Origin of the sequence: Sphingomonas sp. PAMC26645, from assembly GCF_004795835.1 — a bacterium.
Lineage (GTDB): Bacteria > Pseudomonadota > Alphaproteobacteria > Sphingomonadales > Sphingomonadaceae > Sphingomonas.
This window is the reverse complement of the sequence record NZ_CP039249.1, coordinates 2,415,568-2,438,455: the sequence shown is the minus strand read 5'-3', so window position 1 is coordinate 2,438,455 and position 22,888 is coordinate 2,415,568. Positions and strand designations below refer to the sequence as shown.

Below are 22,888 nucleotides of genomic sequence, written 5' to 3'. Positions count from 1 at the left end.
AGCGATATCGGGCATGTCGATTTACGCGATCAACCTGTTGCGTCAGCTCGTCGCGGCGGGCCACGACGTGACGATGATCAGCCAATATTACGGCGATCCCGCGCGCGTGCGCGTCTATGGCGGCGGCCCCCCGCCCCCGGTACCGGGCGTGCGCGTCGTCGGCCTCGAAGCACTGGGCGAACAGGATGGCGGCGATTTCGAACGCGATATCGACGCTATGGTCGAGGCCATCGCACGTGACCATGCCGTGAACCCGTTCGATATGCTCCACGCACAATATGGTTATCCGACCGGCTGGGCGACGATGATCGCGGCCCACCGCCTAGGCCTGCCCTGCGTCGTGTCGATCCAGGGCGGCGACGGGCATTGGGTCGGCTCGTGCTGCGAAACGCACCGGCTCGCGATGGTCCGCGTGCTCGATCGTGCCGGCGCGCTGCTGATCGGCGGCAACAGCTTCGCCGGCGAAGTTCACGACCGGCTCGGCACACCGCTAGACAGGTTCACGATCGTTCCGGGTGCCGTCGATACCGACCATTTCACGCCGGCATCCAAGGCAGCGCCCGAAGGTCCGGTCCGCTTGCTCTATCACGGCCGCGTCGACCGCCGCAAAGGCGTGCTCGACTTTCTCCAGGCGCTACCGGAGGTGCACGGCGACTGGCACGCCACCATCTCGGGCATCGGCCCCGACGTCGACCCCGCGCAGGCGCTCGCGACCGAACTCGGGCTGACCGACCGCGTGACGTTCAGCGGCTATGCGGATTATGACGCGGTCCCCGAACTCTACCGCGCACACGACGTGTTCGTGTCGCCGACCTACGCCGAGGGGTTCTCGAACACGATCCTCGAGGCGATGGCGTGCGGCCTTGCCGTCGTCTCGTGCCACGCCGTCGGTGTCGTCGACTGCGTCCGCGACGGCGAGAACGGTGTGCTGACCGATCCCGGCGACGTACCTGCGCTGGCTGCTTCGCTGACCCGCGTCATCACCGATACGAGCCTGCGCACGCGCTTGGCGACCGCTGCGCTGGAAGAATGCCGCCGAGTGTATAGCTGGGACGCGGTCGGGCAACAGATCGTCGGGATCTACCGCGACCTGCGTAGCCAGCCGCAAGCCGCCTTCGATACAGACCTGCCGATCACGCCCTGCCGCTTCCGCAGCGAACCGCATCTGCTGTGACCGACCAATGAAGCTGCTCGCGATATCGCCGCATCTGGACGATGCCGCCTTCTCCGCCGGCGGGCTGCTGGCGTCGCGCGTCGACCAGGGCTGGGATGTCACCGTCGCGACGTGCTTTACCGGCAACGTCGCACAGCCGACCGGGTTCGCGCTCGCGTGCCAGCTCGACAAGGGGCTTGGCGCGGACGTCGACTACATGGCTTTGCGTCGTGCCGAAGACCACGCGGCCTGCGAAGCCCTTGGCGCGCGCGCGATCCATTTGCCATTCCTGGAGGCTCCGCATCGTAGGTACACCTCGGCAAAGATGCTGTTCGCGGCACGGTTGCCCGACGACCGGATCGTCGACGATGTCGCAGCGGCGCTAACCGAACTTCTCGCGGCGGAACAGCCTGATCTCGTCCTCGGGCCAGTGTGCCTCGGCAACCATGTCGACCATCACGTCGTTCTGGAAGCGATCCGGCGATCCTGTGCCGATCATACCGTATTGCTGTGGGAAGACTGGCCTTATGCCGATCGCGAAGACCGGGTTGCCGCCATGCCCGCGGTGATCGAATACCTCACGTCCGAGACACGCGCGCGGCGGATCGCTGCCTGTGCCGCGTACACGTCGCAACTCGGCTTCCAGTTCGGTGGGGTCGAAGCGATGACCGAGCGGACCGAACGGATCACCGAGGAACGTTTTTACCCCCTTCAAGCGTTCTGATCGACCGGCCAACACCGCCGCGCGTCCCCAAATCCAAGCAGAGCCATCATCATGACCGAAGTTTCCGTCGTTACCCTGGGCAAGGGGCGTCCAGACCATCTCGTCAACGTCGTCCGCGGGCTGATGCGCCAGACGCTGATGCCGACCGAACTGATCGTCGCGGTGATGCAGGACGACCTGTACGACCTGCCCGAGGCGCCGTTCCCGATCCGCCAGATGCAGGTTGTCGCCGACGCCCTGCCCCTCGCCTCCGCACGTAACGTCGCCGCCCGCGCAGCGACCGGCGACGTCATCGTCTTCCTCGACATGGACTGTATCCCGACGCCCACGCTGCTGGCCGATTATGCCGGGTTCCTCGACACGTTCGACGGACTGCTGATGGGCGAGGTTCTGTACCTGCCGGGTGGCGCGACCGATGGCGACTGGCAGTATGACCGGTTCGCCGAGATCGCGGTAAAGCATTCGGACCGCCGCGGTCCCCCGCCGCAGGGGATCGAGATCTGCACCGACTATCGCTGTTTCTGGTCGCTCAACTTCGCGATGCGGCGGACGACGTTCCTCGGTCTCGGCGGGTTCGACGAGCGCTATGTCGGCTATGGCGGCGAGGACACCGATTTCGGCAAGGCGCTCGACGAGGCCGGCGTGCAGATCGCGTGGATCAAGGGCGGTCTGGCCTATCACCAATATCATCCGCACCACATGCCGCCGGTGCATCATCTCGACAGCGTCGTGCGCAATGCCGAGCTGTTCGAGACCAAATGGGGCTATCTTACGATGGGTCATTGGCTTCAGGCCTTCCGCCTGATGGGCCTGATCGACCCGACCCCGGGTCGGCCGATCCGCATCCTCCGCCGCCCCGACGCCGCCGATCTCGCGCTGACCGGGCAGCAGAGCCATCAGCCCTATGCCAATACCGCGACCGTTATTCGCCTGCTCGAAGACCGGCTGGCCGCAAGCGAGAGAGCGGCGGCGGCCGAATGAGGATCGCGGTCCTCTGCCATGTCCGCCAGCCGATTGCCCAACCCTTTGCTGGCGGGATGGAATCGCAATGCTGGCATCTGGCAGCGGGTCTCCAGGCGCGCGGCCATGACGTGGTGCTGTTCGCTTCAGGGGACAGCGATCCGCGATTTACGATCGATGCCGTGATCCCCGAGCATTACGAACGCACCTTTCCGGGGGCCGAGCACCGTGGTTTCGCGCCGCTGATCGCGCATCTCGACGACGGCTATGCCGCTGCCTGCGACCGGATCGCCGCCGGTGGTTTCGACGTGGTGCACAATAACAGCCTGCACCGCTTCCCGCTCGAGCCGGCGCGGACCGCGGCGGTCCCGACCGTCACGTCGCTGCACGTCCCGCCCTACGACGCGCTGCGCTGGTTCGTGCACGCCAGCGTCACGCCGACCCACCGCCTGACCGCGACCTCGGCACACCAGCTCGCCGCCTGGTGGCCGGATGGCCCGCCACGCGAAGCCTCGTTGCTGCACAATGGCATCGACCTCGCCGCGTGGCCGTTCGTCGCCCAAGGCAACGGCAGCGCAGTCTGGTGCGGAAGGATGACGCCGGACAAGGCGCCGCATCTGGCAGCGCAGGCGGCGCGGCTGGCCGGCGTCCCAATTACGCTGTTCGGACCGATCGAGGATCGCGACTATTGGGACACCGACGTCGCCCCGCTGCTGGACGGCAGCATCCGATATGGCGGGCATCTGGATGCATCGGCGCTGGCGGCGGAGATGGGGCACGCCTCGGTGTTCGTGTTCACGCCGTGCTGGGACGAACCATTCGGGCTGGTCGCGGTTGAGGCGATGGCCTGCGGCCTGCCGGTAGCAGCGTTCGACCGCGGCGCGCTGCGAGAAGTCATCGGCGAGACGGGGTGTTTCGCGCCGCCCGGTGATGTTCCGGCGCTCGCCGACGCGATCACTGCGGCTATTCAACGTCCCCGCGCCGCGCAACGCGATCGGGTCGAGACGGCCTTTACCCGTGATCGGTGGCTCGATCGATGCGAGGACCTTTACCGTGACCTGGTCGGTCACGAACAAGGGCGGGTCGCATGACGAACAGCGACCATTTGGGAGAGCAGCGCGCACTGCTCACCGCACTATACCGGACGCATGTTGAGCTTGGTTCGCGCTATGCGCTGGTCGACTTTCCGGATCATGCGAACGTCGGCGACAGCGCGATCTGGCTCGGCGAACTGGCGATGCTGCGGGAGATAACAGAGCGCGATCCGTGCTACGTTTCGACCTGGCACGATTTCGATCTCGATGCCTTTCGTAGTGCCTGCCCCGACGGCGTGCTGTTCCTGCATGGCGGCGGAAATCTCGGCGACATCTGGCCGCATCACCAGCGGTTCCGCGAGGACATCCTAGCAAGGGTCCGCGATCGACCGGTTGTTCAGCTACCGCAATCGATCCATTTTCGCGTGCCGTCGGAGGTCGATCGGTTCGCCGCGCTCGTCGCAGACCATCCGGATTTCGTCCTGTACGTCCGCGATACGCGCAGCCTGGACTTCGCGCGCAAGCATCTGGCCTGCCCGTCACACCTCGCCCCGGATTCGGCGTATGCGCTCGGCAAGCAATCTCGCGACGCGGCCCAATGTGACGTGCTGATGCTGATGCGCACCGACGACGAACGGCAAGGCTATGCGATATCGCTGGCCGATCCAGCGACCGTCGTCGACTGGCTGGAGGACGATGCCGATCTACCGGTCGGGATCGACGCCAAAGCACGTGAAGCTCAAGCGGTCGCACGCGTCGACCGTGGGCTGCGGTTGCTCGCGCAGGGGCGGGTCGTCGTGACGGACCGGCTCCACGGCCACATCCTCGCCGACCTGCTCGGTATTCCGCACGTCGTTCTCGACAATGACTACGGCAAGATCGCCGCGTATCTCGACGCTTGGCCTGCCCCAGACGCGATCGTGACGAGGGCCACGACGATCGAACACGCCGTGGTTCTTGCCAAGCAGCTCGCCGGCGCGCGGTGACTGCCGCCATGGACGTCAGCCTGCTCGTCTGCACGCGCAATCGCGCCGGCTCGCTGGCGGCTACGCTGGAGTCCGTGGAGCGTGCGGCAGCGTATGCCAGAAATACGACCGTGGAGGTCGTCCTGGTCGACAATGGCTCGGTCGACAGCACGCCGCGGCGACTGGCGGAATGGGGCGCGCAGCAGACTTTCCCGGTCCACCTCGTCTACGAACCGCACCCCGGGCTCGCCCGCGCGCGCAACGCCGGGCTCGCGCACTGCACCGGGCGCATCATCGCGATGACAGACGACGACTGCGTCCTGCGTCAAGACTATTTCGCTGCCCTCTGCGCGGCATTCGGACGAGCCAGCCGGCCGGCGATCATCGGCGGTCGCATCCTGCTCGGCAACCCGGCCGATTTGCCCGTCACGATCAAGCTCGAGGACCATGCCATGGTCGCACCGTCGCGCGGGTTTCCGGGCGGGTTCATCATGGGGGCAAATCTGGCGTTCACCGCGGATGTCCTGCGGTTGACGGGACGCTTCGACGAACGGTTCGGGGCCGGAGCTCCGTTCATTTCCGCCGAGGATACGGATTTCCTGTTTCGTGCAGCAGGCGTCGGCGTCGCGATACTCTACGACCCGCTGATGGTCGTCGATCATCATCACGGGCGCCGGGATATCAAGGACGAAACACGATTGCTGGCGGGCTACAGCTTCGGCGACGGCGCGCTGTACGCCAAGTATCTCGTCTCCGACCGGCGCGCGCTTCGCGCTATCGTCGAGGATATTCTTGCCGTTCGCTTCGACTGGACGCGGCCTGTGAAGACGCATGCCGGCATCAAGCGGTTCTACTGGTTCCGGCTGCGCCATAAGGCCCGGGGCTTCGCCTACTTCTGGTGGATAGCCCTCCGGCGAAACATGTCACGTTTCATCCGATAAACCGCTGTATCTGCTGTTCTTTCGTCCACGATTCACCATATTCGGACCATGGGCGGACGTGTGAAGCGGATGGCAGGACTATTGGAGGCGGAGGCGCGGACGATCGCTGCCGAAGATGCCGGGCGATGCGGGCTGTGCGAGCGGCCCTTGGGGCGAAAGATGGAATGGCATCACCGCATTCCGAAAAGCCGGGGTGGTACGGAGGTCATCCCGGTTCATCCGATCTGTCACCGTATCATCCATGCCAGCGTCTCGAATCAGGATCTGGCGACGGAGTTCGCGGACCTCGATGTCTTGAAAGCACGCCCGGATATCAGTCGCTTCTTGCGCTGGATCGCCGACAAGCCCGCGGATTTTCACGCCCCCACCCGCCGCGCCGATATCCGCTGAGTACACCGGCCTCGACGATCGATCGGTCATCATCAACGGACTTCGACGTAGGCGGCACTTAACGATCGGAGGACCGTTCCTTCAGCGACCCGAACAGCAGGACGCTTTCCATGACCGATGATCCGCGCACCAGCCACCCGACGAGCTTCCCTGGTGAACCGCAGCAGCCGCGCCCCGGGCTTGTCTCCAACATGAAGACCAAGCCCGACCACGGCGAGGAAAGCTATGTCGGCAAGGAGCTGCTGAAGGGGAAGGTCGCGCTCATCACCGGCGGTGATTCCGGCATCGGCAAGGCGGTGGCTATCGCCTATGCACGTGAAGGCGCGGACGTCGCGATCTCGTACCTCGCCGTCGAGCAGGTGGATGCCGACGATACTCGCGCCTGGGTGGAAAAGGCTGGACAGCGATGCGTCTTGCTGCCGGGCGACATTCGCGACCGGGATCACTGCGTCACGCTGGTCGAGCGCACCGTCAGCGACCTTGGCGGGATCGATATATTGGTCAACAACGCCGCAGCGCAGACGATGAACGAGGATCTGGACAGCATCGACGACGACGAGATGCAGGGTGCGTTCGCCGCCAATGTGTTCGCGATGATCCGTCTGGCGAAGGCCGCGGCGCCGCACATGAAGCCGGGGTCGGCGATCGTGAACACCACCAGCGAGCAGGCCAAGGTCGCGACCAAGAGCATGATCGTCTACGCCGCGACCAAGGGCGCGATCTCCAGCCTGACGGTCGGGCTTTCAAACCTGCTCGTCGCAAACGGCATTCGCGTCAACGCCGTGGCGCCGGGCCCGATCTGGACGCCGATCCAGCCGATCGCGAAATCGCCGGAGGAACTGGAGAAGCTTGGACAGGATACGCCTCTGGGACGCGCGGGTCAGCCCGCCGAGCTCGCGCCGGCCTATGTCTTGCTGGCGTCTTCGGAGGGAAGCTACATGACCGGCGCGGTGATTGCGGTCACCGGTGGCGTGCCGATCAACTGACGAACGGACGGGCGCCCCGGCGCCCGTCCATTGATACGGCTAAGAGTTCGCCACTTCGACGCGACGCGCCGCGCGCGCATGCTCTTTCGTGAAATCCCCGACGCCGCGGTCGGTGTGGCACAACCGGTCCCAATGGCGAAAATACAGGCCATAGTTGCAGCCATAAAGTTCGTGATGCCGCTGATGATGGCTGGCCGTGATCAACCATCCGCCCAGCGGGCCCGACCACATGAAACGCGGAAAAATCTCCCATCCCATATGGTTCGTCACTCCCATAACCGTCATGATCGTCAGCACGATGCCAAGACCAGCGATATGAATCGGGACGAGGAACACCAGCAGCGGAATCACCACCGCACCAGTCAGCGCCTCAATCGGGTGAAACGCCATTGCGGCCCATGCCGTCGGAGGGCGGCTGGCATGATGCAGCGCGTGCGCCAGCTTAAACGGTTTCGGACGATGCATCCAGCGGTGCGTCCAGTAGAACCAGGTATCATGCAGCAGCAGGTACAGGAAAACCGAGACCGGCAGGTACCAGAGCGGATAGGCGTGGATATCGGAATATACCTTGGTCCAGCCATGATGCTGCCATCCCCAGGCGACGACGCCTGCGGGGATCCCGTAGAGCGCTGCGGACGCCAGGCTCCAGATGATTTCCCGACGGACCTGCGGGTCCAGCCCGAGGTACAGCCCCGGATGCTTGCGGACCGTGATCCACGCGAACGCGCCCGACACAAGGAGATAGCGAACGCCGACGATGACGGTCATCGCGACAGCGGAGAAGATGATGGCGAGCGTCATGCTTGATCCTCGACGACCCTGCAATCGGCTGCTCGCACCGTGAGAGCACGGCGCCGCGAGGGAAGCCCCCACCACGGCGTTCCCGGCGAGAGATGGTGCTCGTGATGATAGCCGCCGAAGTGGAAGCAGGTCAGCAGCGATACTATCGGGCCCACGTCGATACTGTGCGCGCGGTGAGCGTCCACAAAAGGAGTCTCGCGCTCCCGGTGCGGCAACCACGTCCCGAACACGAACAACTGCGCCACGGCACCCAAGGCCGGCAATGCCCAAAAGATGACGATGTTGCCGAGCGGTGCCCCGAGCAGCAACGTATAGATCAGCGCGACCACGGTTATCCGGATGATCTGCCCGTGGGAATAATAGGTCTTGAAGAACTGCAGGAACCAACCGCCGAGACTGGGGTCGCCACCGTGAAAATCGGGGTCCCCCGCTCGTCCGGTTTCCTTGTGATGCAGATGATGCTGCGGCAACAGGGATGCATAGGACAGGCAGGCATAGAGCGAGAGGCAGGTCGCACCGATCGCCCGGTTCAACCGTGGTCGATCGGGCGCCAGCGCACCGTGCATTGAGTCATGCGCGACGATGAACAATCCGGTACTCAGCCAAGTCTGGACGATGACCAGCACGGCGGCCAGAGGAATTGTATCCAGGCCCCAACGCCAGAAGAAAATGCCGGTTATGTGGATCGCCAGCCACGCCACGACGATCGCGGCGGATAACGACACGCCGACACGGGTCTGATGCCGCAGCGCCTCCGATTGGCGAACCGTCACGCTCACTTCTTTGCATCTGCCGAGACAAGGTTTCCCGCTTTGTCAGCACGTACCGCTCGTCGCTGCGGATCGGCGTTCGCGCGCAACTGCGCCTTCAGCACGGCAGGCTTGCGCGCGAACAGGAAACCGTGACTGACGGTACCGTCCTTGCCCTCTACCGCGTGGTGCAGGCGGTGCGCTTGCAGCAGGCGCTTGAAATACCCTTGTTTGGGCACCCAGCGGAAGCCGCCGCGCTGATGCACGAGCATGTCGTGCACGAAGGCATAAATGCCGCCGTACACCGTGATGCCGAGCGCTGCCCACCACAGCGGCTCCCACCAGAGCCCGACGACGAACAACACGATCGGCACGATCGCGAAGACGACCGCATACAGGTCGTTCTTTTCGAACCAGCCCTCGTGATCTTCGTGATGCGACTTGTGCCAGCCCCAGCCCCAGCCGTGCATGACATAGCGATGCGCCGCCCACGCGAAGCACTCCATGAACAACACCATGAAGACGACGATCGCGAGTTTCTCGAACCAGGTCACTTTGCGCGATCGCACGAATTGACGGTGGACGGGTGCAGCGAATTCAGCATGATGCACACATAACCGTTACCCGCCGGCTATGCGAGGGCGCTGCGCGACAAAATATCCCGAGCCGGTGGCGTCGAAGCCATTCTCCGCTCCGGACCACGTCGTCTTTAGATCGCGTGATGTCCATGTAATGTGGTCGAAATCGACCTGCTTGGGCACCGCATGGCGGCACGCTGCGTTCGACCGGTATGATTGCCCCGTTGTTCCGCGCCGACCACCGAGAGACTCCCTCCTGGGTCTTGATCGGGGCCATGTTGATGAGCTTCCTCGTCGCCCAATATCATCACCGCTTTACCGTGGATCCGATCCGAGCGGCTCCCGCGATGGCAGCGGTGATGGCACTCGCCCTCGCGCTGGCGATCGGCAAGTACACCGCGCGGCCGCGCCTCATTGCCGGCGCGCGAGCGTTTCTCCAAATGACGCTGTTCACGGTGCTCGGCGTCGTTCTGGCGTATGCCCTGGCAGCAAACGCAGGACGGTTGTGGGATGCCCGCCTAGCCGCCGCTGATCGCGCGATCGGTTTCAACTGGCCGGTCGTGTTGGCGTTGCTCGACAAATCCCCTCCTTTGATTTGGCTGCTTGGACTGGCGTATCACAGCCTCACCTTGCAGATGATCGTCGTCATCGTAGCGCTGAGCGGCATGGGGAAATTCGACACACTGAGGACGATGGTCTGTGCCGCGATCCTGTCCGGTTTCGTCACGATACTGATTTCAGGGCTCACTCCGGCGATGGGCAATCTGTTCGATCCATCGCGCTACGGGCATCTCTGGCCGTCCATAGCCTGGCTCGAACAGGGGCTGATTTCTGGGCTTCGCGACGGGTCGCTACGCGTGCTCGATCTCACCATGCTCATGGGAATCGTCAGCTTTCCCAGTTTCCATGCGACGCTCGCCACCATCTTCATATGGGCGTTCGGCGCGATGCCACGGCTTGCGGTTCCAGGCCGGGTATGGGCCGTACTTACGATCGTCGCGACACCGGTCTTCGGCGGTCACTACGGGGCCGACGTCATCATGGGGCTGTTCCTCGCACCACCTGCCATCATTGCAAGCCGCCACATCACGCGGCGCAGGCGGGCTCCCCATCTGATGGACTCAGCCCTGCCGGCATAGCGTCGACATCGTCGAAGAGGGCCGAATCAACCAGCGCCGCAGCCTCGGCAGCGCCCCCGGCCCCCGCCATTTCAGCGGCGAGCAAATTCGCCGCCTGGCGGTACGACGGATCCGACAGCACGAGTCGCAGCGCCGCTTCAAGCTCCCCCTTGTCTGCTTCGGCGGGCGATACGATACGAGCCGCCCCGATCCGCTTCAGTCGCGCGGCGGTAGCGGGTTGTTCGAATGCCAGCGGTACCGCAACGATCGGAACGCCGGCGGCCAGTGCGTCCAGCACCGTGTTGAACCCGCCGTGCAAAATCGCCGCCGAACATTTTGGCAGGATACGTGTCTGAAACCAGAATGCCCGCACCAGCGGCCTCCCGGGTAGCGAAGTGACTTCGGCCTCGCGCAGCCCGCCACCATGCGCGACCACCGCACGAGCGCCGACCGCGGCACAGGCAGCCGTCATCGCGGCGAACAACGATCGGCGCGCGCCCTGCAATGACCCCAGCGAACAGAATATGAGGGGTCGGCCGTCGTCTTCCGGAAGATCGACGTCAGGTTCGTCCAGCCGCCACGGCGCGCCGTATCGGAAGCTCGGTGGCAATGCCGCGCGGGGGAAATCCAGACCTGCCGGGCATTGTGCGACGTGCAGGCGGTCCGACCATTGATGCCTAGGGTCGGGGTCAAGCTTCCACCGGCGCGCATAGGACGACACGACTTTCGCGATCGGCCGCATCAGCAGGTCGCTGACGGCGTACCCACCATTGTTGCGGCGAAGGCCGGCCGCGGTGGGACGATATTCCCACCCGAGAAACGGTGGCGGGACCATTGGCTCTCTGAGCAAGGGCAAGCCGGTGACGGCAGTCACGAACGGCAGTCGGAGATGTCGTGCCACCAGCGCACCGGCCGGCTCGACGGAGTCGGCGAGTACCGCATCGACCCCAAGCCTCGACAGTGCCGCCGGAAGAGCCTGCAATAGCAGTTCCGTCACGGACGCCGTGCCGCGGATCATCCTGGTAAGTCCGACAGGGCCGGACGGCTGCGCCAGCTTCCGGTTATATGCCGCCAACAAGCCTTGGCAGTCCGCCGGGTGGTCCAGCGCCGCAAAACCGACACTGCCGTTGGGCACTAGCGAGGCGACGTCGGCCAGATGGACTATCGTGACTCTACGCCCTGCTTCGACGAGCGAAGTTCCCAATGCCACCAGCGGATTGATATGCCCGGCCGTTGGCGGCGCGATGATGGCGATGTGTCGCCGATTGACCGTCAATGCCGTGGAGCTTTCCGTCGCCGTCTCGTTTGACCGCTTACTATCAGCATGCAGGCGAGCAGCGATAGCTCGATTTTGCGGGGTAACCCACTACGCTTGCTCCATTGATCGTAGTCAACGCGTGTTCAAATACAGGCGTTCAGACACTCGTCCCAGAACTCGCGTGCTGATCTGGCCTCACCAAATTCTGACCTTTGGACTGCTAACCAAGCGGCGAGGTTCGTCGATCCGCCCCTCGTCGCGTGGTAGCCTTGGCGTAGGTCTCAGGCCACCCCGATCCAAGCATCGACCTGTTCCGCCAGTACCCCGAGCGGCAGCGCGCCATGCGCCAGCACCACCTCGTGAAAATCGCGAATGTCGAAGCGCGCGCCCAATGCGGCCTCCGCTTTATGCCGGAGCGCCGATATACGCTGCTGGCCCATCATGTAGCTCGTCGCCTGGCCAGGGTTGTTGATGTAACGGTCGACCTCCTTGACCACGTCGCGTGCCGAGAGTGGCGCATTCTGGGTGAAATAGGCGACCGCCTGATCGCGGCTCCAACGCTTGGCGTGCATGCCCGTGTCGAGCACCAGGCGACACGCGCGCCACACTTGCAATGCCAGCATCCCCAGTTCCGAATAAGGGTCGCGATAGGCGCCCATCTCCTTGGCGAGCCGTTCCGAGTACAGGCCCCAGCCTTCGGTATACGCGCCATAATAGCCGAAGCGCCGGAACTTCGGCACGCCGGTCGGCTCCTGTGCGCGAGCAATCTGGAAGTGATGCCCCGGCGCGCCTTCGTGATGGGCGATCCCCTCGACCTGAGTCTTCTGCACCTGCGTCATGTCCGCCAGATTGACGTAGAAGATGCCGGGCCGCGAGCCATTCGGGGCGGGCTGATCGTAAAACGCCACCGCGGCAGTTTCCTGTCGCCACGTCTCGACCGCGCGTACCTCCAGCGGCGCCTTTGGCAGTCGGCGAAAGAAGCGAGGTGCGGCGGCCATGGTCTGCGCGATTGCCGCGCGTGCGTCGGTGAGATAGAGTTGACGGCCAGCATCGGTGTTGGGGTATTTGAATTTCGGATCGGACCGCAGCGCCACGAAGAGATCCTGCAACGATCCGGTGAAGCCCGCCCGTTTCATCACCGCCGTCATCTCGGCGTGGATCGATCGTACCTGATCCAGCCCAAGCTGGTGGATCTGCTCCGCAGTCATGTCGGTGGTCGTGTAATAGGCGAGCCGCGCTTGATAATAGGCGTCGCCGCCTGGCAGGCTCCACGCGCCGTCATTGCCCTTGGCGAGTGGCTCGTTCTCGTCCAGCGCGGCAAAGAGTATGTCGAAGCCTTGGCGGAACGGCCCTTTCAATGCCGCGACCGCATCCGCGATCAGCGCCGCCTTGATGCCCTCGGACACGCCGAGCTTGCCGACCTTCGCCTTGAAATCGGCGAGCAGGCTGCTGTCCGCGCCACTATCGAACGGCGCTCCGGTGATAACTTGGCGGGCATCGCCACGGGCAGGCGTGAAAACCATCTTTGGCGGCACGATGCCCTTGGCCGCCTGTTTGCGCATGGTTGCGGCGACCTCGCGCATGACGCGCAGGGAATCACGCAACCGCGCCACATAGGCGTGAGCGTCGGCTACCGTGGCGATGCGGTGCTGGTTGATGAGGAAAACCGGGATGTTGCCCGCCGGGCTGCCGTTCGTCGATACCGGGAAGGCATAGTCTCGGAACGCGAACTGGCGGCGATCCGTGGCGACCTGCGCTTCGAACAATCTATAGCTCAGCCGAGCATCGGGTCCAAGCCGATCGACCGAGAAGCTGCGTCGCAGGTCGGCGAGTTGCGCATCCTGCAAAGCTTGTGCGCGCTGTGCGGCAGCGTCGGTATAATCGTCGAGCCTGTCGTAGTTGGTCTTGAGGCCGAGGCTGGTCTGTGTCTCGGGACTGAGTGCGACACTCGCATCGAACGCGGCATCGAGAAAGCGCAGGAGCCGCGCATCGTCATCGGCGGTCCCGGTTGCCGCAATGGCGATCTGTGGGTCGATCAGCGGCAGAGCGGCGCCCGCCATCAGCATTCCTACAAACGCGCGCTTGGTAAGCATTCCAGAGTCTTTCTATCGGTTCCGGACCAGCGCTAGCCGCCGCTTTGCGTCACCGCAATGATCAACACTGCCGAATACTAGGAGCCGAACAGGAGATCGTTCACAACGCGCGATGACCTTGGGGGGAGATGTTCAGTAGACCTCTGATGCCTTCCAAGTCCTGTCATCTGGACGGCCCCCATGGCGGCGATCATGTGATCCCGGGCACTCTAACTTTCGCTAGTATTCACGGTAGACGGGTTACCGGGGAAACCTGTTCAGAACCTATTGTACTATGGTAGCGCTATCGATATCGTCACGAAAAGAACGATAAAAATGGGAGAGCGACTATGGGATTCGGGTTCCGCGTGAACGCCGTTCGTCGATGGGTTGGACACCCGCTTCTGTGCCTGTCCGGCCTGATGATTGCCTCGACCACGCCGGCGCTGGCACAGACCGACAAGATGGCGTCTATCGCCACTCCGGCGCAGCCCGACGCCATCGCGCTTGGTACCGGTAAACTCCCGGGGGCGACCGCACCGGAGGCTTGGCACAGTCAATATGGCAGCGTGTTCGCCCGCAACGTCACCGTTGCGACCCTAACCCCCTTCCTGCCGGATCCCGCCAAGGCCACCGGTACAGCGGTGATCGTCGCACCGGGCGGTGGATTCCAGACGCTGTCGATGCAGAACGAAGGCTGGGACGTGGCGCGTGCACTTGCCGCCAGAGGCGTCGCTGTGTTCGTCCTGAAGTATCGCCTGAACCCGACACCGCAGGATCTTGCCACATTCGCGCGACCGGTGCCGCAGGGTATGCGCCCGCCACGTCCGAACGCCGCTGCGATGATGGCGGGACTTGCGCCGCAGATCACGGATGCGAGGGCAGCGTTCGCCACGGTCCGCAAGCGTGCGGGCGAATGGCATGTCGATCCCAACCGCATCGGCATGGTCGGATTTTCCGCAGGTGCGATGCTGACGATGGCAACGACCGTCGCCGGGCAGGACGCCAAGCCGGCCTTCATCGGTAACATCTACGGTCCGCTTGCCGCGATGACGGTGCCGGCCGACGCGCCGCCGATGTTCGTTGCGCTCGCGGCAGACGATCCCTTCTTTGGCAATGGCGGCTATGGGCTGATCGACAGCTGGCGTGCGGCCAAGCGTCCGGTCGAGTTCCACCTGTTCGAACAGGGCGGTCACGGCTTCGGCATGTACCCGAAGACCACCACGAGCACGGGCTGGTTCGATGAATTTACCCGCTGGATGGCGATGCACGGCTGGCTTAAACCGGCGCAGTAAACTCCCTCTCACGAGTTTTATGACATTTCCGCCGGAGAGCCGCGCAACCAAGCGCGCCACCGGCCACGATATTCGACAGGAGAGACGTGTGTCCCGCAAGAGCATCGCCACCGCCCTCGCTTCGGTGAGACTCTGTGCATTTTCCAGCGCGATATACGCGCAGTCGCTGACGGTTAGCCCCGCCGAAACGCTCGAGGCGCAGGGGTTCAGCGTCATCGTCGACCATAACCAGTCGAGCCCGATCCGCTTCGCGGCGATGGCCGCGACCGCGGAGGTGAAGTGATGCGCACCCTTTTCATCGCTATTGCCCTGCTGGCCTCCGCTACCGTCGCAACCGCATCATTGGCTGGACAGGATCCGGCGCCGGAGCAGCCGCCCCGCTACACCGCGATCAAGCTCTGGCCCAACGGCGCGCCGGGTTCGGCGGCACGCCGCGGCGAGGCGGAGATCGGCCGTGACTATTGGGTCCGCAACATCCACGACCCGTCGCTGGTCGCCTTTCCCGCCGACGTAGCGAACCGCAATGGAGCCGCGATCGTGATCATGCCCGGCGGTGGGCACAAATTACTCGTATGGACGAACGAGGGCACGAAAGTCGCGACCGCGCTGAACCGCATGGGGGTGACCGCGTTCGTGCTCAAATATCGCCTCGCGAACGAGCCCGGCTCGAAATATTCGGTCGAAGGCGATGCTGCGGACGACGCGCGGCGCGCGATGCGCTGGGTCCGCGCGCATGCCGCAGACTATGGCATCGATCCGTCGCGCGTCGGTGCGATGGGCTTTTCGGCAGGCGGCGAACTCGTGTCGCTGATCGCGGACAATCCCGAGCCTGCCGAGCGTCGACCCGCCGATCCGATCGACCGTCAGTCCGCTCGCCCCGATTTCCAGGTGTTGATCTTCCCCGGGCCACGAGGCATCCCAGCGACCGCCATCGCCAACGCGCCCCCAGCGTTCCTCGTAGCCGGCAGCCGCGATCCTTGCTGCGCCGCACCGACGGTCACGCTCTACGAACAGTTGCGCAAGAGTGGCGTGTCGGCGGAACTTCACATGTATGCCGACAGTGGCCACGCGTTCAATCTCGACGAGTCGAACCGGATCTCGATCCTGCACTGGCCGGATCGCCTGCAAGACTGGCTAGCGGATGGCGGCTGGCTTTCGCCCCGACTTGCGAAATGAGGCACGGATATTTTCGTTTTTTGGGGCCGATCATGCCGGGCGACAATCCGGATTCTCCAATGTGAACTGACATTGATGGTTTTCGATGACCTATTGACGAGACGGTCGTCCACCTGACCCGTCCGGGGGACAGAAAGTCCGCCCGGATTGAGTTTGGCACCGTCGCCTACATGCCGGCTGCGGTCGGGCGGACGATGACCTCGTTGATGTCCACTCCCTCGGGCTGCTCCAGTGCGTAGCGGATCGCCCGTGCGATCGCGTCGGGAGTCAGCGACTTTTGCCGCCATGTGGTCAGTGCAGTGGCAATATCCGGGTCGGTGATGTCGTTGCCCAGTTCGGTTGCCACGACGCCGGGCGAAATGATCGTCGTGCGGATATCGTCATGCTCCTGCCGCAACCCTTCGGTGATCGCCCAGACCGCGTATTTGGTGGCGCAGTAAACGGCGGCGCTCGGCATCACGAAATGCGCGGCGATCGATGCGACGTTGACGACGTGGCCCGCCTGCTGCGCGATGAAGCGGGGCAGCACGGCAGCGATCCCGTTCAGCACGCCGTGAACGTTGACGTCGATCATCCGCGTCCACTCGTCCTGCTTCAGCGCCGCAAGTGGCGATAGCGGCATCACGCCGGCATTGTTGATCAGCACGTCCACGCGCCCGAACCGCGCTTCCGCCGCATCGGCGAACGCGGCGAAGCTTGCCGCGTCGGTCACGTCCAGCACCTGCCACGCGACGTTGTTGCCGAGTTCTGCCGCAAGCGCCTCAAGGCGATCGGTCCTGCGCGCACCGATGAAAAGGCGCGCGCCCTCGGCCGCCAGTTCGCGCACGGTGGCCTCGCCGATACCGCTGGAGGCGCCGCTGATCAGCACTGTCTTGTCGATGACGTTGTTCATGATGGTTCCTTTCGTGTCGCCTTGAAGGCTGGACACAGATGGAACCGGATTGCCGACCAGCGTGAGACCGATCCCCCGCAATGCTTGCACGATCCTCCGAAACGACCTCACCTCCGCTTGTGACAATGGCTGGCAGCGGACACAGTCCCATGATGAGTACGATCGCAGACCTCGCCACGCTGGTTGCGCGCCATGTCCCGAGAACCGGCATGGTCAGCACGCCAATCCATCGACTATCGCTGTTCCGGGCCGATGAGCCGACCGTGCCCCTGCCCGCCGTGTATGACGCGTCGCTTTGCATAATTGCCCAAGGTGCTAAGCGAGTCTCGCTCGGCGGAGAGAGCCTGCTCTACGATGCCGCGCATTATTTGCTGGTCTCGGTCGACCTGCCGCTCGTCGGACACGTCGTCCAGGCGGATCGTGACGCGCCGTACCTCTGCTGCAAGATCGACATCGACCAGTCCATGCTGGCGGACCTCATCCTGGCGGAAGGCGGCCGGGCGCCGAAAGCCGATCTGCCGGCGCTCGCGGTATATCGCAGCGACGACGATCTGGTCGACGCGGCATGCCGACTGGTTCGGCTACTGGATCGGCCCGACAGCATCGCTGCGCTAGCGCCGCTGATCGAACGGGAGATCCTGTACCGTTTGCTCGTGGGTCCCCACGGGGCTGCGCTTCGCTACATGGCAGTCGCCGACAGCCACCTCAATCAGGTCAGCCGCGCTATCGCAACAATCCGCACCGGGTTCGATCGGCCGCTCCGCATCGGCGACATCGCCACCGCCGCGGGTATGAGCCCGTCGTCGCTCCACGAACACTTCAAGGCGGTGACGAAAATGACGCCGTTGGCGTATCAAAAACAATTGCGACTACAGGAGGCACGACGCCTAATGCTGTCAGGGAACACCACGGCAAGCGGCGCAGGTTTTGCCGTGGGCTATGAAAGCCCATCACAGTTCAACCGCGAATATACACGGTTGTTCGGTGCCCCTCCGCGTCGTGACATCGAGCAACTCCAACTGAGCGGCAATTTACTGACGCCCGTGTAGCGACACTCTACTGGTTCGGCGATTTCTACCCGCTCGACAACGGCGCCGATCGCGGTTGCGGAAACGATGATCGCCGAACCGTTCCAGGTTCGGGGAGTCCGGCCAATCGCTAACACTTTGCGGCAAAGCTATTCTCTTGTGGGCGGATCATCGCGCCTTCGATCTTGGCGGGACCGATGGCCTGCGCCTTTCGCCCCCCAGTCTCGAACGATACAGGTCAGGAACGGAGGAGACGAGCATGACCGCAAACACGATGAAGGTAGACGACCAAGCCAAGATCGACCTGTTCCAGGTTATCGCGCCCATCGTAATGCAGTATCTCGCCGCGAACTCCCCGGATCGAGCACTGATTGCGGATGACATCATCGATTTCTTTGCGCTGTCGATCGCTGCGGTGATCGAAAACGACACGGATCTCTCGACCCCGCAGCATCAGCGAAAGGCCGGTGAGGCAGCCGGGAAGCATATCGCGCACTGGGTCAGGCTTCTGAAGCTGGATCACGAACACCGCGGCATGTCGTTGCTGGCGATGACGATGGGTACGGTCGCGTCGGACGAGGCGCAGCAATAGCCGCCCAGTTGTTCCCCTCGTTCCCCTGCGCCGGCCAGAAGGCGACACCCGCCGCCGTCGATTTCTAATCGCTCATGCTGAACTACGTCGCGGCCTGAGCCTGCCGCGAAGGTGAACCGTCCGACCGATATGCGAATTAACCTGGAACCAGCCTTCGAAGGTGAGCGCTTGAGCCATCAGGAAGCCGGCACTCCCGGTCAATTTGGGATTTGAGCATGACGGAAGCGACCTGGGGCGACGATGCGAAGACGCCGGATATCGACTGGCGGATGAGTGCTGCGTTGGAGAACGTGCCGCGTGGGAACGAAAACCTCGCCGAGGTAACGAGCCTGGAGGGCGCTGTCCGTACGTGGATGACGCTCGATTTCGAGCATCGCGACGCTGCCGTTCTTACGCCGGAGCACCCTTTGCAAATCGACGGTGCGGCCCATGCAACCCTCGCTGGCGACGGTATCGCCGCGCTGGCCGAGCGGCTGCCTAGCGCGAACGACGAGGGCTGAGGCATGGCATCTGCGAGCGTTCGCTTCGAGCCTGGCGAGTATGAATGGCTTGCCGAACGGCACGGCGTCCTGTTCCTCGGCCACACGGACCTTGGCATGGTCGAGTTCCTGATCACGAGCGAGGCGTTGGCGGAGTTCATCGATCCGGACCTCGACGGCATCGACAGCGATACCGCGATCGAGGCGTATGGGGAATTCGAGTCCGACATACACCGTATCGCGCGGCGGGAGTTCGTCAGCCGGCTGGGTGGGGAGCCCCCAGTCCTGCTCACGGCCGCCGACGTTTGGGACGAACCTTCGCAATCCCGCAGGCCGTAACCCTTCGACCGCCAATCATATTGCCCGCCAACAAGGACTGATCTGATGGAAACCCGCAAACTGGGCCAGCAAGGCCTCGAAGTCTCCGCGCTGGGTCTCGGCTGCATGGGCATGTCCGACTTCTACGGAAGCCGCGACGAGACGGAGTCCATCGCGACGATCAATCGCGCGCTGGATCTCGGCGTGACGTTCCTGGACACCGCCGACATGTACGGCGTTGGCGCCAACGAAGAGCTGGTCGGTCGCGTGGTACGCGAGCGGCGCGAGTGGATCGTGGTCGCGACCAAGTTCGGCAACGTCCGCGGGTCGGATGGCAGCTTCAAGGGCATCAACGGTCGCCCCGACTATGTACGGTCGGCTTGCGACGCGAGCTTGAAGCGGACCGGGCTCGATTTTATCGATCTCTACTACCAGCACCGCGTCGACCCCGACGTGCCGATCGAGGAAACTGTCGGCGCGATGGCAGATCTCGTCCTCGCGGGTAAGGTCAAGTATCTCGGCCTGTCCGAGGCCGCCCCCGCGACGATCCGCCGAGCGCATGCCGTGCATCCGATTTCCGCGTTGCAGACCGAATATTCGCTATGGAGCCGTGACGTCGAGGACCAGATCCTGCCGACGGTACGCGAACTGGGGATCGGCTTCGTGCCGTACAGCCCGCTTGGCCGCGGTTTTCTCACGGGCCAGTTCAAGACACCCGACGATTTCGACGCAGGTGACACGCGCCGCAACCATCCCCGCTTCCAAGGCGAGGCATTTCAGAAGAACCTCGACCTCGTAACCGCGATTGGCACGATGGCGGCAGACAAAGGCTGCACACCGGCCCAACTGGCGCTCGCCTGGGTACTCCGCCAAGGCGAGGATATCGTGCCGATCCCGGGTACCAAGCGCCGCAAGTATCTTGAGGACAATCTGGGTGCGCTCGACGTGGAGCTGAGCGATGCCGATCTCGCCCATATCGATGACATTCTTCCGCCCGGCGCGGCGCAGGGGACACGCTATCCAGACGCCTCGATGGCGAGCATCGACGCGTGAGCGTGCCATCTTTCGCGGCGATCGCGCCGGGCAGGCTCGCGGTCGTCACGGGTGCGGCCGGCGGCATTGGACGGGCCGCTGCTCGCGCCTTTGCGGACGCGGGCATGCGGGTGGTTCTGGTCGACCGTCCCGGTGAGGCGCTAGAGCAGGCCGCAGCCTCGATGAACGGCGCGGTTGCGCTGCCCGCCGACGTCGCGGATCGTACCGCGATGGCCGCGCTGGCAAAGGAGGTGGTCGACCGTCACGGTCCCGTCTCGGTGCTGATGAACAACGCCGGCATTGGCGGGGGCGGTGATGTGTTTGCCGACCCATCAAAGTGGGACGAGGTGCTCGGCGTCAACCTGATGGGCGTGATCCACGGCGTCCAGGCCTTCGTCCCGGGCATGGTCGAAGGCGAGGCCCCTGCCCTCGTCATCAACACCGGCTCCAAACAGGGCATCACGCAGCCGCCCGGCAACACCGCCTACAACGTCAGCAAGGCTGGGGTGAAAGCGCTGACCGAAGGCCTCGCCCACAGCTTGCGCGAACGGTCCGGAAGCCGGGTCAGTGCCCATCTGCTCGTGCCCGGCTTCACCTGGACCGGAATGACGGGTGGTCGACTGGCCGAGAAACCGCCCGGCGCGTGGACAGCCGAACAGGTCGTGGCGCTGATGATGGACCGCGTGGCAGCGGGCGACTTCTACATCTTGTGCCCGGACAACGAGACGACTTCCGAACAGGATGCGAAGCGCATAGCGTGGGCGGCGGGGGACCTGATCGAAAACCGCCCCGCCCTGTCGCGCTGGCATGAGGATTGGCGCGATGCCTTCGCGGAGTTCATGCGGGACTAGTTGCCTGCTGGGGGGCCTTCACGGCAAGTCATCGCTGCCGTGAAGGCCCGCCCTGCATGCGCCAGACCGTGCCGCTCCCCTCACACGCATGGCAGAGAAACGGATTGCCGATCTGGTTGCGTGATGGAAGAATGCGATCATGCAGATACTAAAAGCGGCCGGTCTCGCCCTCCTCGCGTCAGTTCCCGCCAGTGCACAGATCGTCGCACAACCCTCGGCAGGAACATACCAACGCGCCGTCGCGGCCGGTTACAAGGCGGCGTTCTATTGCTCAGGCATCTTCAATGCAGGCCGCACGCCGGAGCAGATCGATGCCGATGAGTTGGCCGGCATCTACCCGGACTATGAGAAGATCGTGCTGAGGCTCACGGCGAACGTCGACCGCGCCCGCCAATCCGTCTCCGTAGGGTTCGATCCAAAGCTACCTCCGAGACGCGCGGAGTGGACTAGCGGGCATGGTTGCGTGACGTTGCCGATCGGCAGCACGGCACCATCTAGCCGCAAGTCGACGGCGGCACCGTCGATTAGAGCAGCCGATCCTCGTCGCTGGCCGCTAGGTGACGCCGGCATCGCACCGCGTCCGTCGGCCACGCTGACCGGCGCCGTCGGCCAGGCATTCGGGACCGGCTATGGCGTCGGCACCAAGACGGTCGGCGTAATCGTTGTGAAGGACGGCGAAGTTCTTGCCGAGCAATATGGCCCCGGTTTCGGGCCGTTCGTGTCCAATCGAACCTGGTCGGTCGGCAAGTCGATCGCCGGCACGCTCATCGGCCTGAACAACGCAGGCGCGTTGAAGGCCCCCGCCGCCGTGCCGCAATGGAAGGCCGGCGATCCGCGTCATGCCATCACGCTCGACAATCTTCTCCGCATGGCATCCGGCCTGCACAGCGACACCGCCGGCAATCGCACCGATGCCATTTATTTCGGCGGTACCACGGTGGACGAACAGGCGGTGGCATGGCCGTTGGAAGCGCTGCCCGGCACGCGCTTCCGCTACGCCAACACCGATATCCTGCTCGCGATCTATGCCACCCGAAACGCGATCGGAGAGGCGCGGTACCGGGCATTGCCGGGCAGCCTGTTCGGCCCTCTCGGCATGGCGCATACCGTTGCCGAGACCGACTGGCACGGCAATTACATCCTCTCCAGCCAGGTCTGGTCGACCGCGCGCGACCTAGCGAGGCTGGGATTGTTCTGGTCGCAGGACGGCGTCTGGCAGGGCAAGCGCCTGCTGCCGACAGGCTGGATGCGCACCATGACGACGCCGAGTGGACCGCAGCCGTTGAGCGGACCAGGCTATGGCGCAACGATGTGGCTGTTCGGGCCCAAGCAGGGTTTGCCCGAGGGCAGCTACGCCGCGCAAGGCAACCGGGGCCAGTATGTGATGGTGATCCCGTCCCGGCAGCTCGTGATAGTCAGGCGCGGCGAGGATCCCGGTGCTGCGCGGTTCGACGTCGCGCGCTTCGCCGCCGACGTCGCCGCGGCGTTACCGTGAG

The 22,888-nt window shown here is 64.1% G+C and carries 25 protein-coding genes; 19 read left to right on the top strand and 6 right to left on the bottom strand.

The window, feature by feature from the left end; genetic code table 11:
* Positions 1-13: 13 nt before the first annotated feature.
* The 8 genes from E5673_RS11375 (at position 14) to E5673_RS11340 (ending at position 7,153) form a co-directional block, all read left to right on the top strand.
* Positions 14-1,174 (top strand): glycosyltransferase family 4 protein, encoded by a 1,161-nt coding sequence (locus tag E5673_RS11375; RefSeq protein ID WP_247599353.1) that lies wholly within the window; start codon positions 14-16, stop codon positions 1,172-1,174.
* Between the two features lie 7 nt (positions 1,175-1,181).
* Positions 1,182-1,877 carry a PIG-L family deacetylase gene (locus E5673_RS11370; RefSeq protein ID WP_136190087.1) on the top strand — a complete coding sequence of 232 codons (696 nt, stop codon included), beginning with the start codon at positions 1,182-1,184 and terminating at the stop codon, positions 1,875-1,877.
* Positions 1,878-1,928: 51 nt separating this feature from the next.
* Complete coding sequence (locus E5673_RS11365) at positions 1,929-2,858, top strand: galactosyltransferase-related protein (protein WP_136190086.1); 930 nt, start codon at positions 1,929-1,931, stop codon at positions 2,856-2,858.
* Complete coding sequence (locus tag E5673_RS11360; protein WP_136190085.1) at positions 2,855-3,928, top strand: glycosyltransferase; 1,074 nt, start codon at positions 2,855-2,857, stop codon at positions 3,926-3,928. Before E5673_RS11365 ends, E5673_RS11360 begins: the two co-directional genes overlap by 4 nt.
* Positions 3,925-4,857, top strand: a complete 933-nt coding sequence (locus E5673_RS11355; protein ID WP_136190084.1) for a polysaccharide pyruvyl transferase family protein — start codon at positions 3,925-3,927, stop codon at positions 4,855-4,857. Before E5673_RS11360 ends, E5673_RS11355 begins: the two co-directional genes overlap by 4 nt.
* Positions 4,854-5,777, top strand: a complete 924-nt coding sequence (locus E5673_RS11350) for a glycosyltransferase family 2 protein (protein WP_247599352.1) — start codon at positions 4,854-4,856, stop codon at positions 5,775-5,777. Before E5673_RS11355 ends, E5673_RS11350 begins: the two co-directional genes overlap by 4 nt.
* A gap of 69 nt (positions 5,778-5,846) precedes the next feature.
* Positions 5,847-6,167, top strand: coding sequence for an HNH endonuclease (locus E5673_RS11345; protein WP_136191471.1), 321 nt, complete (start codon positions 5,847-5,849; stop codon positions 6,165-6,167).
* Between the two features lie 110 nt (positions 6,168-6,277).
* Positions 6,278-7,153: an SDR family oxidoreductase gene (locus E5673_RS11340; RefSeq protein ID WP_136190083.1), complete on the top strand. Its 876-nt coding sequence runs from the start codon at positions 6,278-6,280 to the stop codon at positions 7,151-7,153.
* A 39-nt stretch (positions 7,154-7,192) separates the two neighbouring features.
* Here the strand turns inward: E5673_RS11340 and E5673_RS11335 are convergent, their stop codons facing one another.
* From E5673_RS11335 to E5673_RS11325, 3 genes are read right to left on the bottom strand one after another with little or no spacing between them, the layout of a single operon-like run.
* Entirely contained in the window at positions 7,193-7,954 is a 762-nt protein-coding gene (locus E5673_RS11335; protein ID WP_136190082.1) for a sterol desaturase family protein, read from the bottom strand.
* A complete protein-coding gene (locus tag E5673_RS11330) occupies positions 7,951-8,727 on the bottom strand; it encodes a fatty acid desaturase (protein WP_247599351.1) in 777 nt (258 codons plus the stop codon). The genes E5673_RS11335 and E5673_RS11330 overlap by 4 nt, the downstream gene beginning before the upstream one ends.
* A gap of 2 nt (positions 8,728-8,729) precedes the next feature.
* The gene (locus tag E5673_RS11325) at positions 8,730-9,257 is read right to left on the bottom strand and encodes a sterol desaturase family protein (protein ID WP_107953011.1); all 528 of its coding nucleotides are present in this window, start codon (positions 9,255-9,257) and stop codon (positions 8,730-8,732) included.
* 299 nt (positions 9,258-9,556) lie between these two features.
* On the opposite strand from E5673_RS11325, the gene E5673_RS11320 reads away from it, so the two are divergent.
* Positions 9,557-10,420 carry a phosphatase PAP2 family protein gene (locus E5673_RS11320; protein ID WP_168711612.1) on the top strand — a complete coding sequence of 288 codons (864 nt, stop codon included), beginning with the start codon at positions 9,557-9,559 and terminating at the stop codon, positions 10,418-10,420.
* Here the strand turns inward: E5673_RS11320 and E5673_RS11315 are convergent.
* Both E5673_RS11315 and E5673_RS11310 read right to left on the bottom strand, forming a co-directional pair.
* On the bottom strand, positions 10,368-11,675 hold the full coding sequence (locus E5673_RS11315) for a glycosyltransferase (protein ID WP_247599350.1): 1,308 nt from the start codon (positions 11,673-11,675) through the stop codon (positions 10,368-10,370). The two genes, E5673_RS11320 and E5673_RS11315, sit on opposite strands and share 53 nt — an antisense overlap.
* A 263-nt stretch (positions 11,676-11,938) precedes the next feature.
* Positions 11,939-13,717 carry a DUF885 domain-containing protein gene (locus tag E5673_RS11310; RefSeq protein ID WP_247599349.1) on the bottom strand — a complete coding sequence of 593 codons (1,779 nt, stop codon included), beginning with the start codon at positions 13,715-13,717 and terminating at the stop codon, positions 11,939-11,941.
* A 434-nt stretch (positions 13,718-14,151) separates the two neighbouring features.
* Here E5673_RS11310 and E5673_RS11305 point away from each other — a divergent pair, with 434 nt between their 5' ends.
* The 3 genes from E5673_RS11305 (at position 14,152) to E5673_RS11295 (ending at position 16,200) form a co-directional block, all read left to right on the top strand.
* Positions 14,152-15,024, top strand: coding sequence for an alpha/beta hydrolase (locus E5673_RS11305; protein WP_247599348.1), 873 nt, complete (start codon positions 14,152-14,154; stop codon positions 15,022-15,024).
* Positions 15,025-15,112: 88 nt separating this feature from the next.
* On the top strand, positions 15,113-15,307 hold the full coding sequence (locus E5673_RS11300) for a hypothetical protein (protein ID WP_136190078.1): 195 nt from the start codon (positions 15,113-15,115) through the stop codon (positions 15,305-15,307).
* Positions 15,307-16,200 (top strand): alpha/beta hydrolase, encoded by an 894-nt coding sequence (locus E5673_RS11295; RefSeq protein WP_136190077.1) that lies wholly within the window; start codon positions 15,307-15,309, stop codon positions 16,198-16,200. The genes E5673_RS11300 and E5673_RS11295 overlap by 1 nt, the downstream gene beginning before the upstream one ends.
* Before the next feature lie 166 nt (positions 16,201-16,366).
* Here E5673_RS11295 and E5673_RS11290 read toward each other — a convergent pair whose 3' ends face one another.
* A complete protein-coding gene (locus tag E5673_RS11290; protein ID WP_136190076.1) occupies positions 16,367-17,092 on the bottom strand; it encodes an SDR family oxidoreductase in 726 nt (241 codons plus the stop codon).
* Positions 17,093-17,244: 152 nt separating this feature from the next.
* Here E5673_RS11290 and E5673_RS11285 point away from each other — a divergent pair, with 152 nt between their 5' ends.
* The 7 genes from E5673_RS11285 (at position 17,245) to E5673_RS11255 (ending at position 22,887) form a co-directional block, all read left to right on the top strand.
* Positions 17,245-18,141 (top strand): AraC family transcriptional regulator, encoded by an 897-nt coding sequence (locus tag E5673_RS11285; protein WP_136191468.1) that lies wholly within the window; start codon positions 17,245-17,247, stop codon positions 18,139-18,141.
* Positions 18,142-18,379: 238 nt separating this feature from the next.
* Positions 18,380-18,712: a hypothetical protein gene (locus E5673_RS11280; RefSeq protein ID WP_136190075.1), complete on the top strand. Its 333-nt coding sequence runs from the start codon at positions 18,380-18,382 to the stop codon at positions 18,710-18,712.
* A 215-nt stretch (positions 18,713-18,927) separates the two neighbouring features.
* On the top strand, positions 18,928-19,212 hold the full coding sequence (locus E5673_RS11275) for a hypothetical protein (RefSeq protein ID WP_136190074.1): 285 nt from the start codon (positions 18,928-18,930) through the stop codon (positions 19,210-19,212).
* Positions 19,213-19,215: 3 nt separating this feature from the next.
* Complete coding sequence (locus E5673_RS11270) at positions 19,216-19,530, top strand: DUF1488 family protein (protein WP_136190073.1); 315 nt, start codon at positions 19,216-19,218, stop codon at positions 19,528-19,530.
* Positions 19,531-19,575: 45 nt separating this feature from the next.
* A complete protein-coding gene (locus E5673_RS11265; RefSeq protein ID WP_136190072.1) occupies positions 19,576-20,562 on the top strand; it encodes an aldo/keto reductase in 987 nt (328 codons plus the stop codon).
* The gene (locus tag E5673_RS11260) at positions 20,559-21,392 is read left to right on the top strand and encodes an SDR family NAD(P)-dependent oxidoreductase (protein WP_136190071.1); all 834 of its coding nucleotides are present in this window, start codon (positions 20,559-20,561) and stop codon (positions 21,390-21,392) included. The genes E5673_RS11265 and E5673_RS11260 overlap by 4 nt, the downstream gene beginning before the upstream one ends.
* Positions 21,393-21,531: 139 nt before the next feature.
* Entirely contained in the window at positions 21,532-22,887 is a 1,356-nt protein-coding gene (locus E5673_RS11255; RefSeq protein ID WP_136190070.1) for a serine hydrolase, read from the top strand.
* Position 22,888: the final 1 nt, after the last annotated feature.

Coding starts and splice junctions, on each gene's coding strand:
- E5673_RS11285 (WP_136191468.1), top strand. CDS start 17,245: ATGAGTACGATCGCAGACCTCGCCACGCTGGTTGCGCGCCATGTCCCG.
- E5673_RS11360 (WP_136190085.1), top strand. CDS start 2,855: ATGAGGATCGCGGTCCTCTGCCATGTCCGCCAGCCGATTGCCCAACCC.
- E5673_RS11280 (WP_136190075.1), top strand. CDS start 18,380: ATGACCGCAAACACGATGAAGGTAGACGACCAAGCCAAGATCGACCTG.
- E5673_RS11255 (WP_136190070.1), top strand. CDS start 21,532: ATGCAGATACTAAAAGCGGCCGGTCTCGCCCTCCTCGCGTCAGTTCCC.
- E5673_RS11345 (WP_136191471.1), top strand. CDS start 5,847: ATGGCAGGACTATTGGAGGCGGAGGCGCGGACGATCGCTGCCGAAGAT.
- E5673_RS11370 (WP_136190087.1), top strand. CDS start 1,182: ATGAAGCTGCTCGCGATATCGCCGCATCTGGACGATGCCGCCTTCTCC.
- E5673_RS11340 (WP_136190083.1), top strand. CDS start 6,278: ATGACCGATGATCCGCGCACCAGCCACCCGACGAGCTTCCCTGGTGAA.
- E5673_RS11305 (WP_247599348.1), top strand. CDS start 14,152: ATGATTGCCTCGACCACGCCGGCGCTGGCACAGACCGACAAGATGGCG.
- E5673_RS11335 (WP_136190082.1), bottom strand. CDS start 7,954: ATGACGCTCGCCATCATCTTCTCCGCTGTCGCGATGACCGTCATCGTC.
- E5673_RS11355 (WP_136190084.1), top strand. CDS start 3,925: ATGACGAACAGCGACCATTTGGGAGAGCAGCGCGCACTGCTCACCGCA.
- E5673_RS11290 (WP_136190076.1), bottom strand. CDS start 17,092: ATGAACAACGTCATCGACAAGACAGTGCTGATCAGCGGCGCCTCCAGC.
- E5673_RS11270 (WP_136190073.1), top strand. CDS start 19,216: ATGGCATCTGCGAGCGTTCGCTTCGAGCCTGGCGAGTATGAATGGCTT.
- E5673_RS11310 (WP_247599349.1), bottom strand. CDS start 13,717: ATGGCGGGCGCCGCTCTGCCGCTGATCGACCCACAGATCGCCATTGCG.
- E5673_RS11365 (WP_136190086.1), top strand. CDS start 1,929: ATGACCGAAGTTTCCGTCGTTACCCTGGGCAAGGGGCGTCCAGACCAT.
- E5673_RS11295 (WP_136190077.1), top strand. CDS start 15,307: ATGCGCACCCTTTTCATCGCTATTGCCCTGCTGGCCTCCGCTACCGTC.
- E5673_RS11265 (WP_136190072.1), top strand. CDS start 19,576: ATGGAAACCCGCAAACTGGGCCAGCAAGGCCTCGAAGTCTCCGCGCTG.
- E5673_RS11375 (WP_247599353.1), top strand. CDS start 14: ATGTCGATTTACGCGATCAACCTGTTGCGTCAGCTCGTCGCGGCGGGC.
- E5673_RS11320 (WP_168711612.1), top strand. CDS start 9,557: ATGTTGATGAGCTTCCTCGTCGCCCAATATCATCACCGCTTTACCGTG.
- E5673_RS11275 (WP_136190074.1), top strand. CDS start 18,928: ATGACGGAAGCGACCTGGGGCGACGATGCGAAGACGCCGGATATCGAC.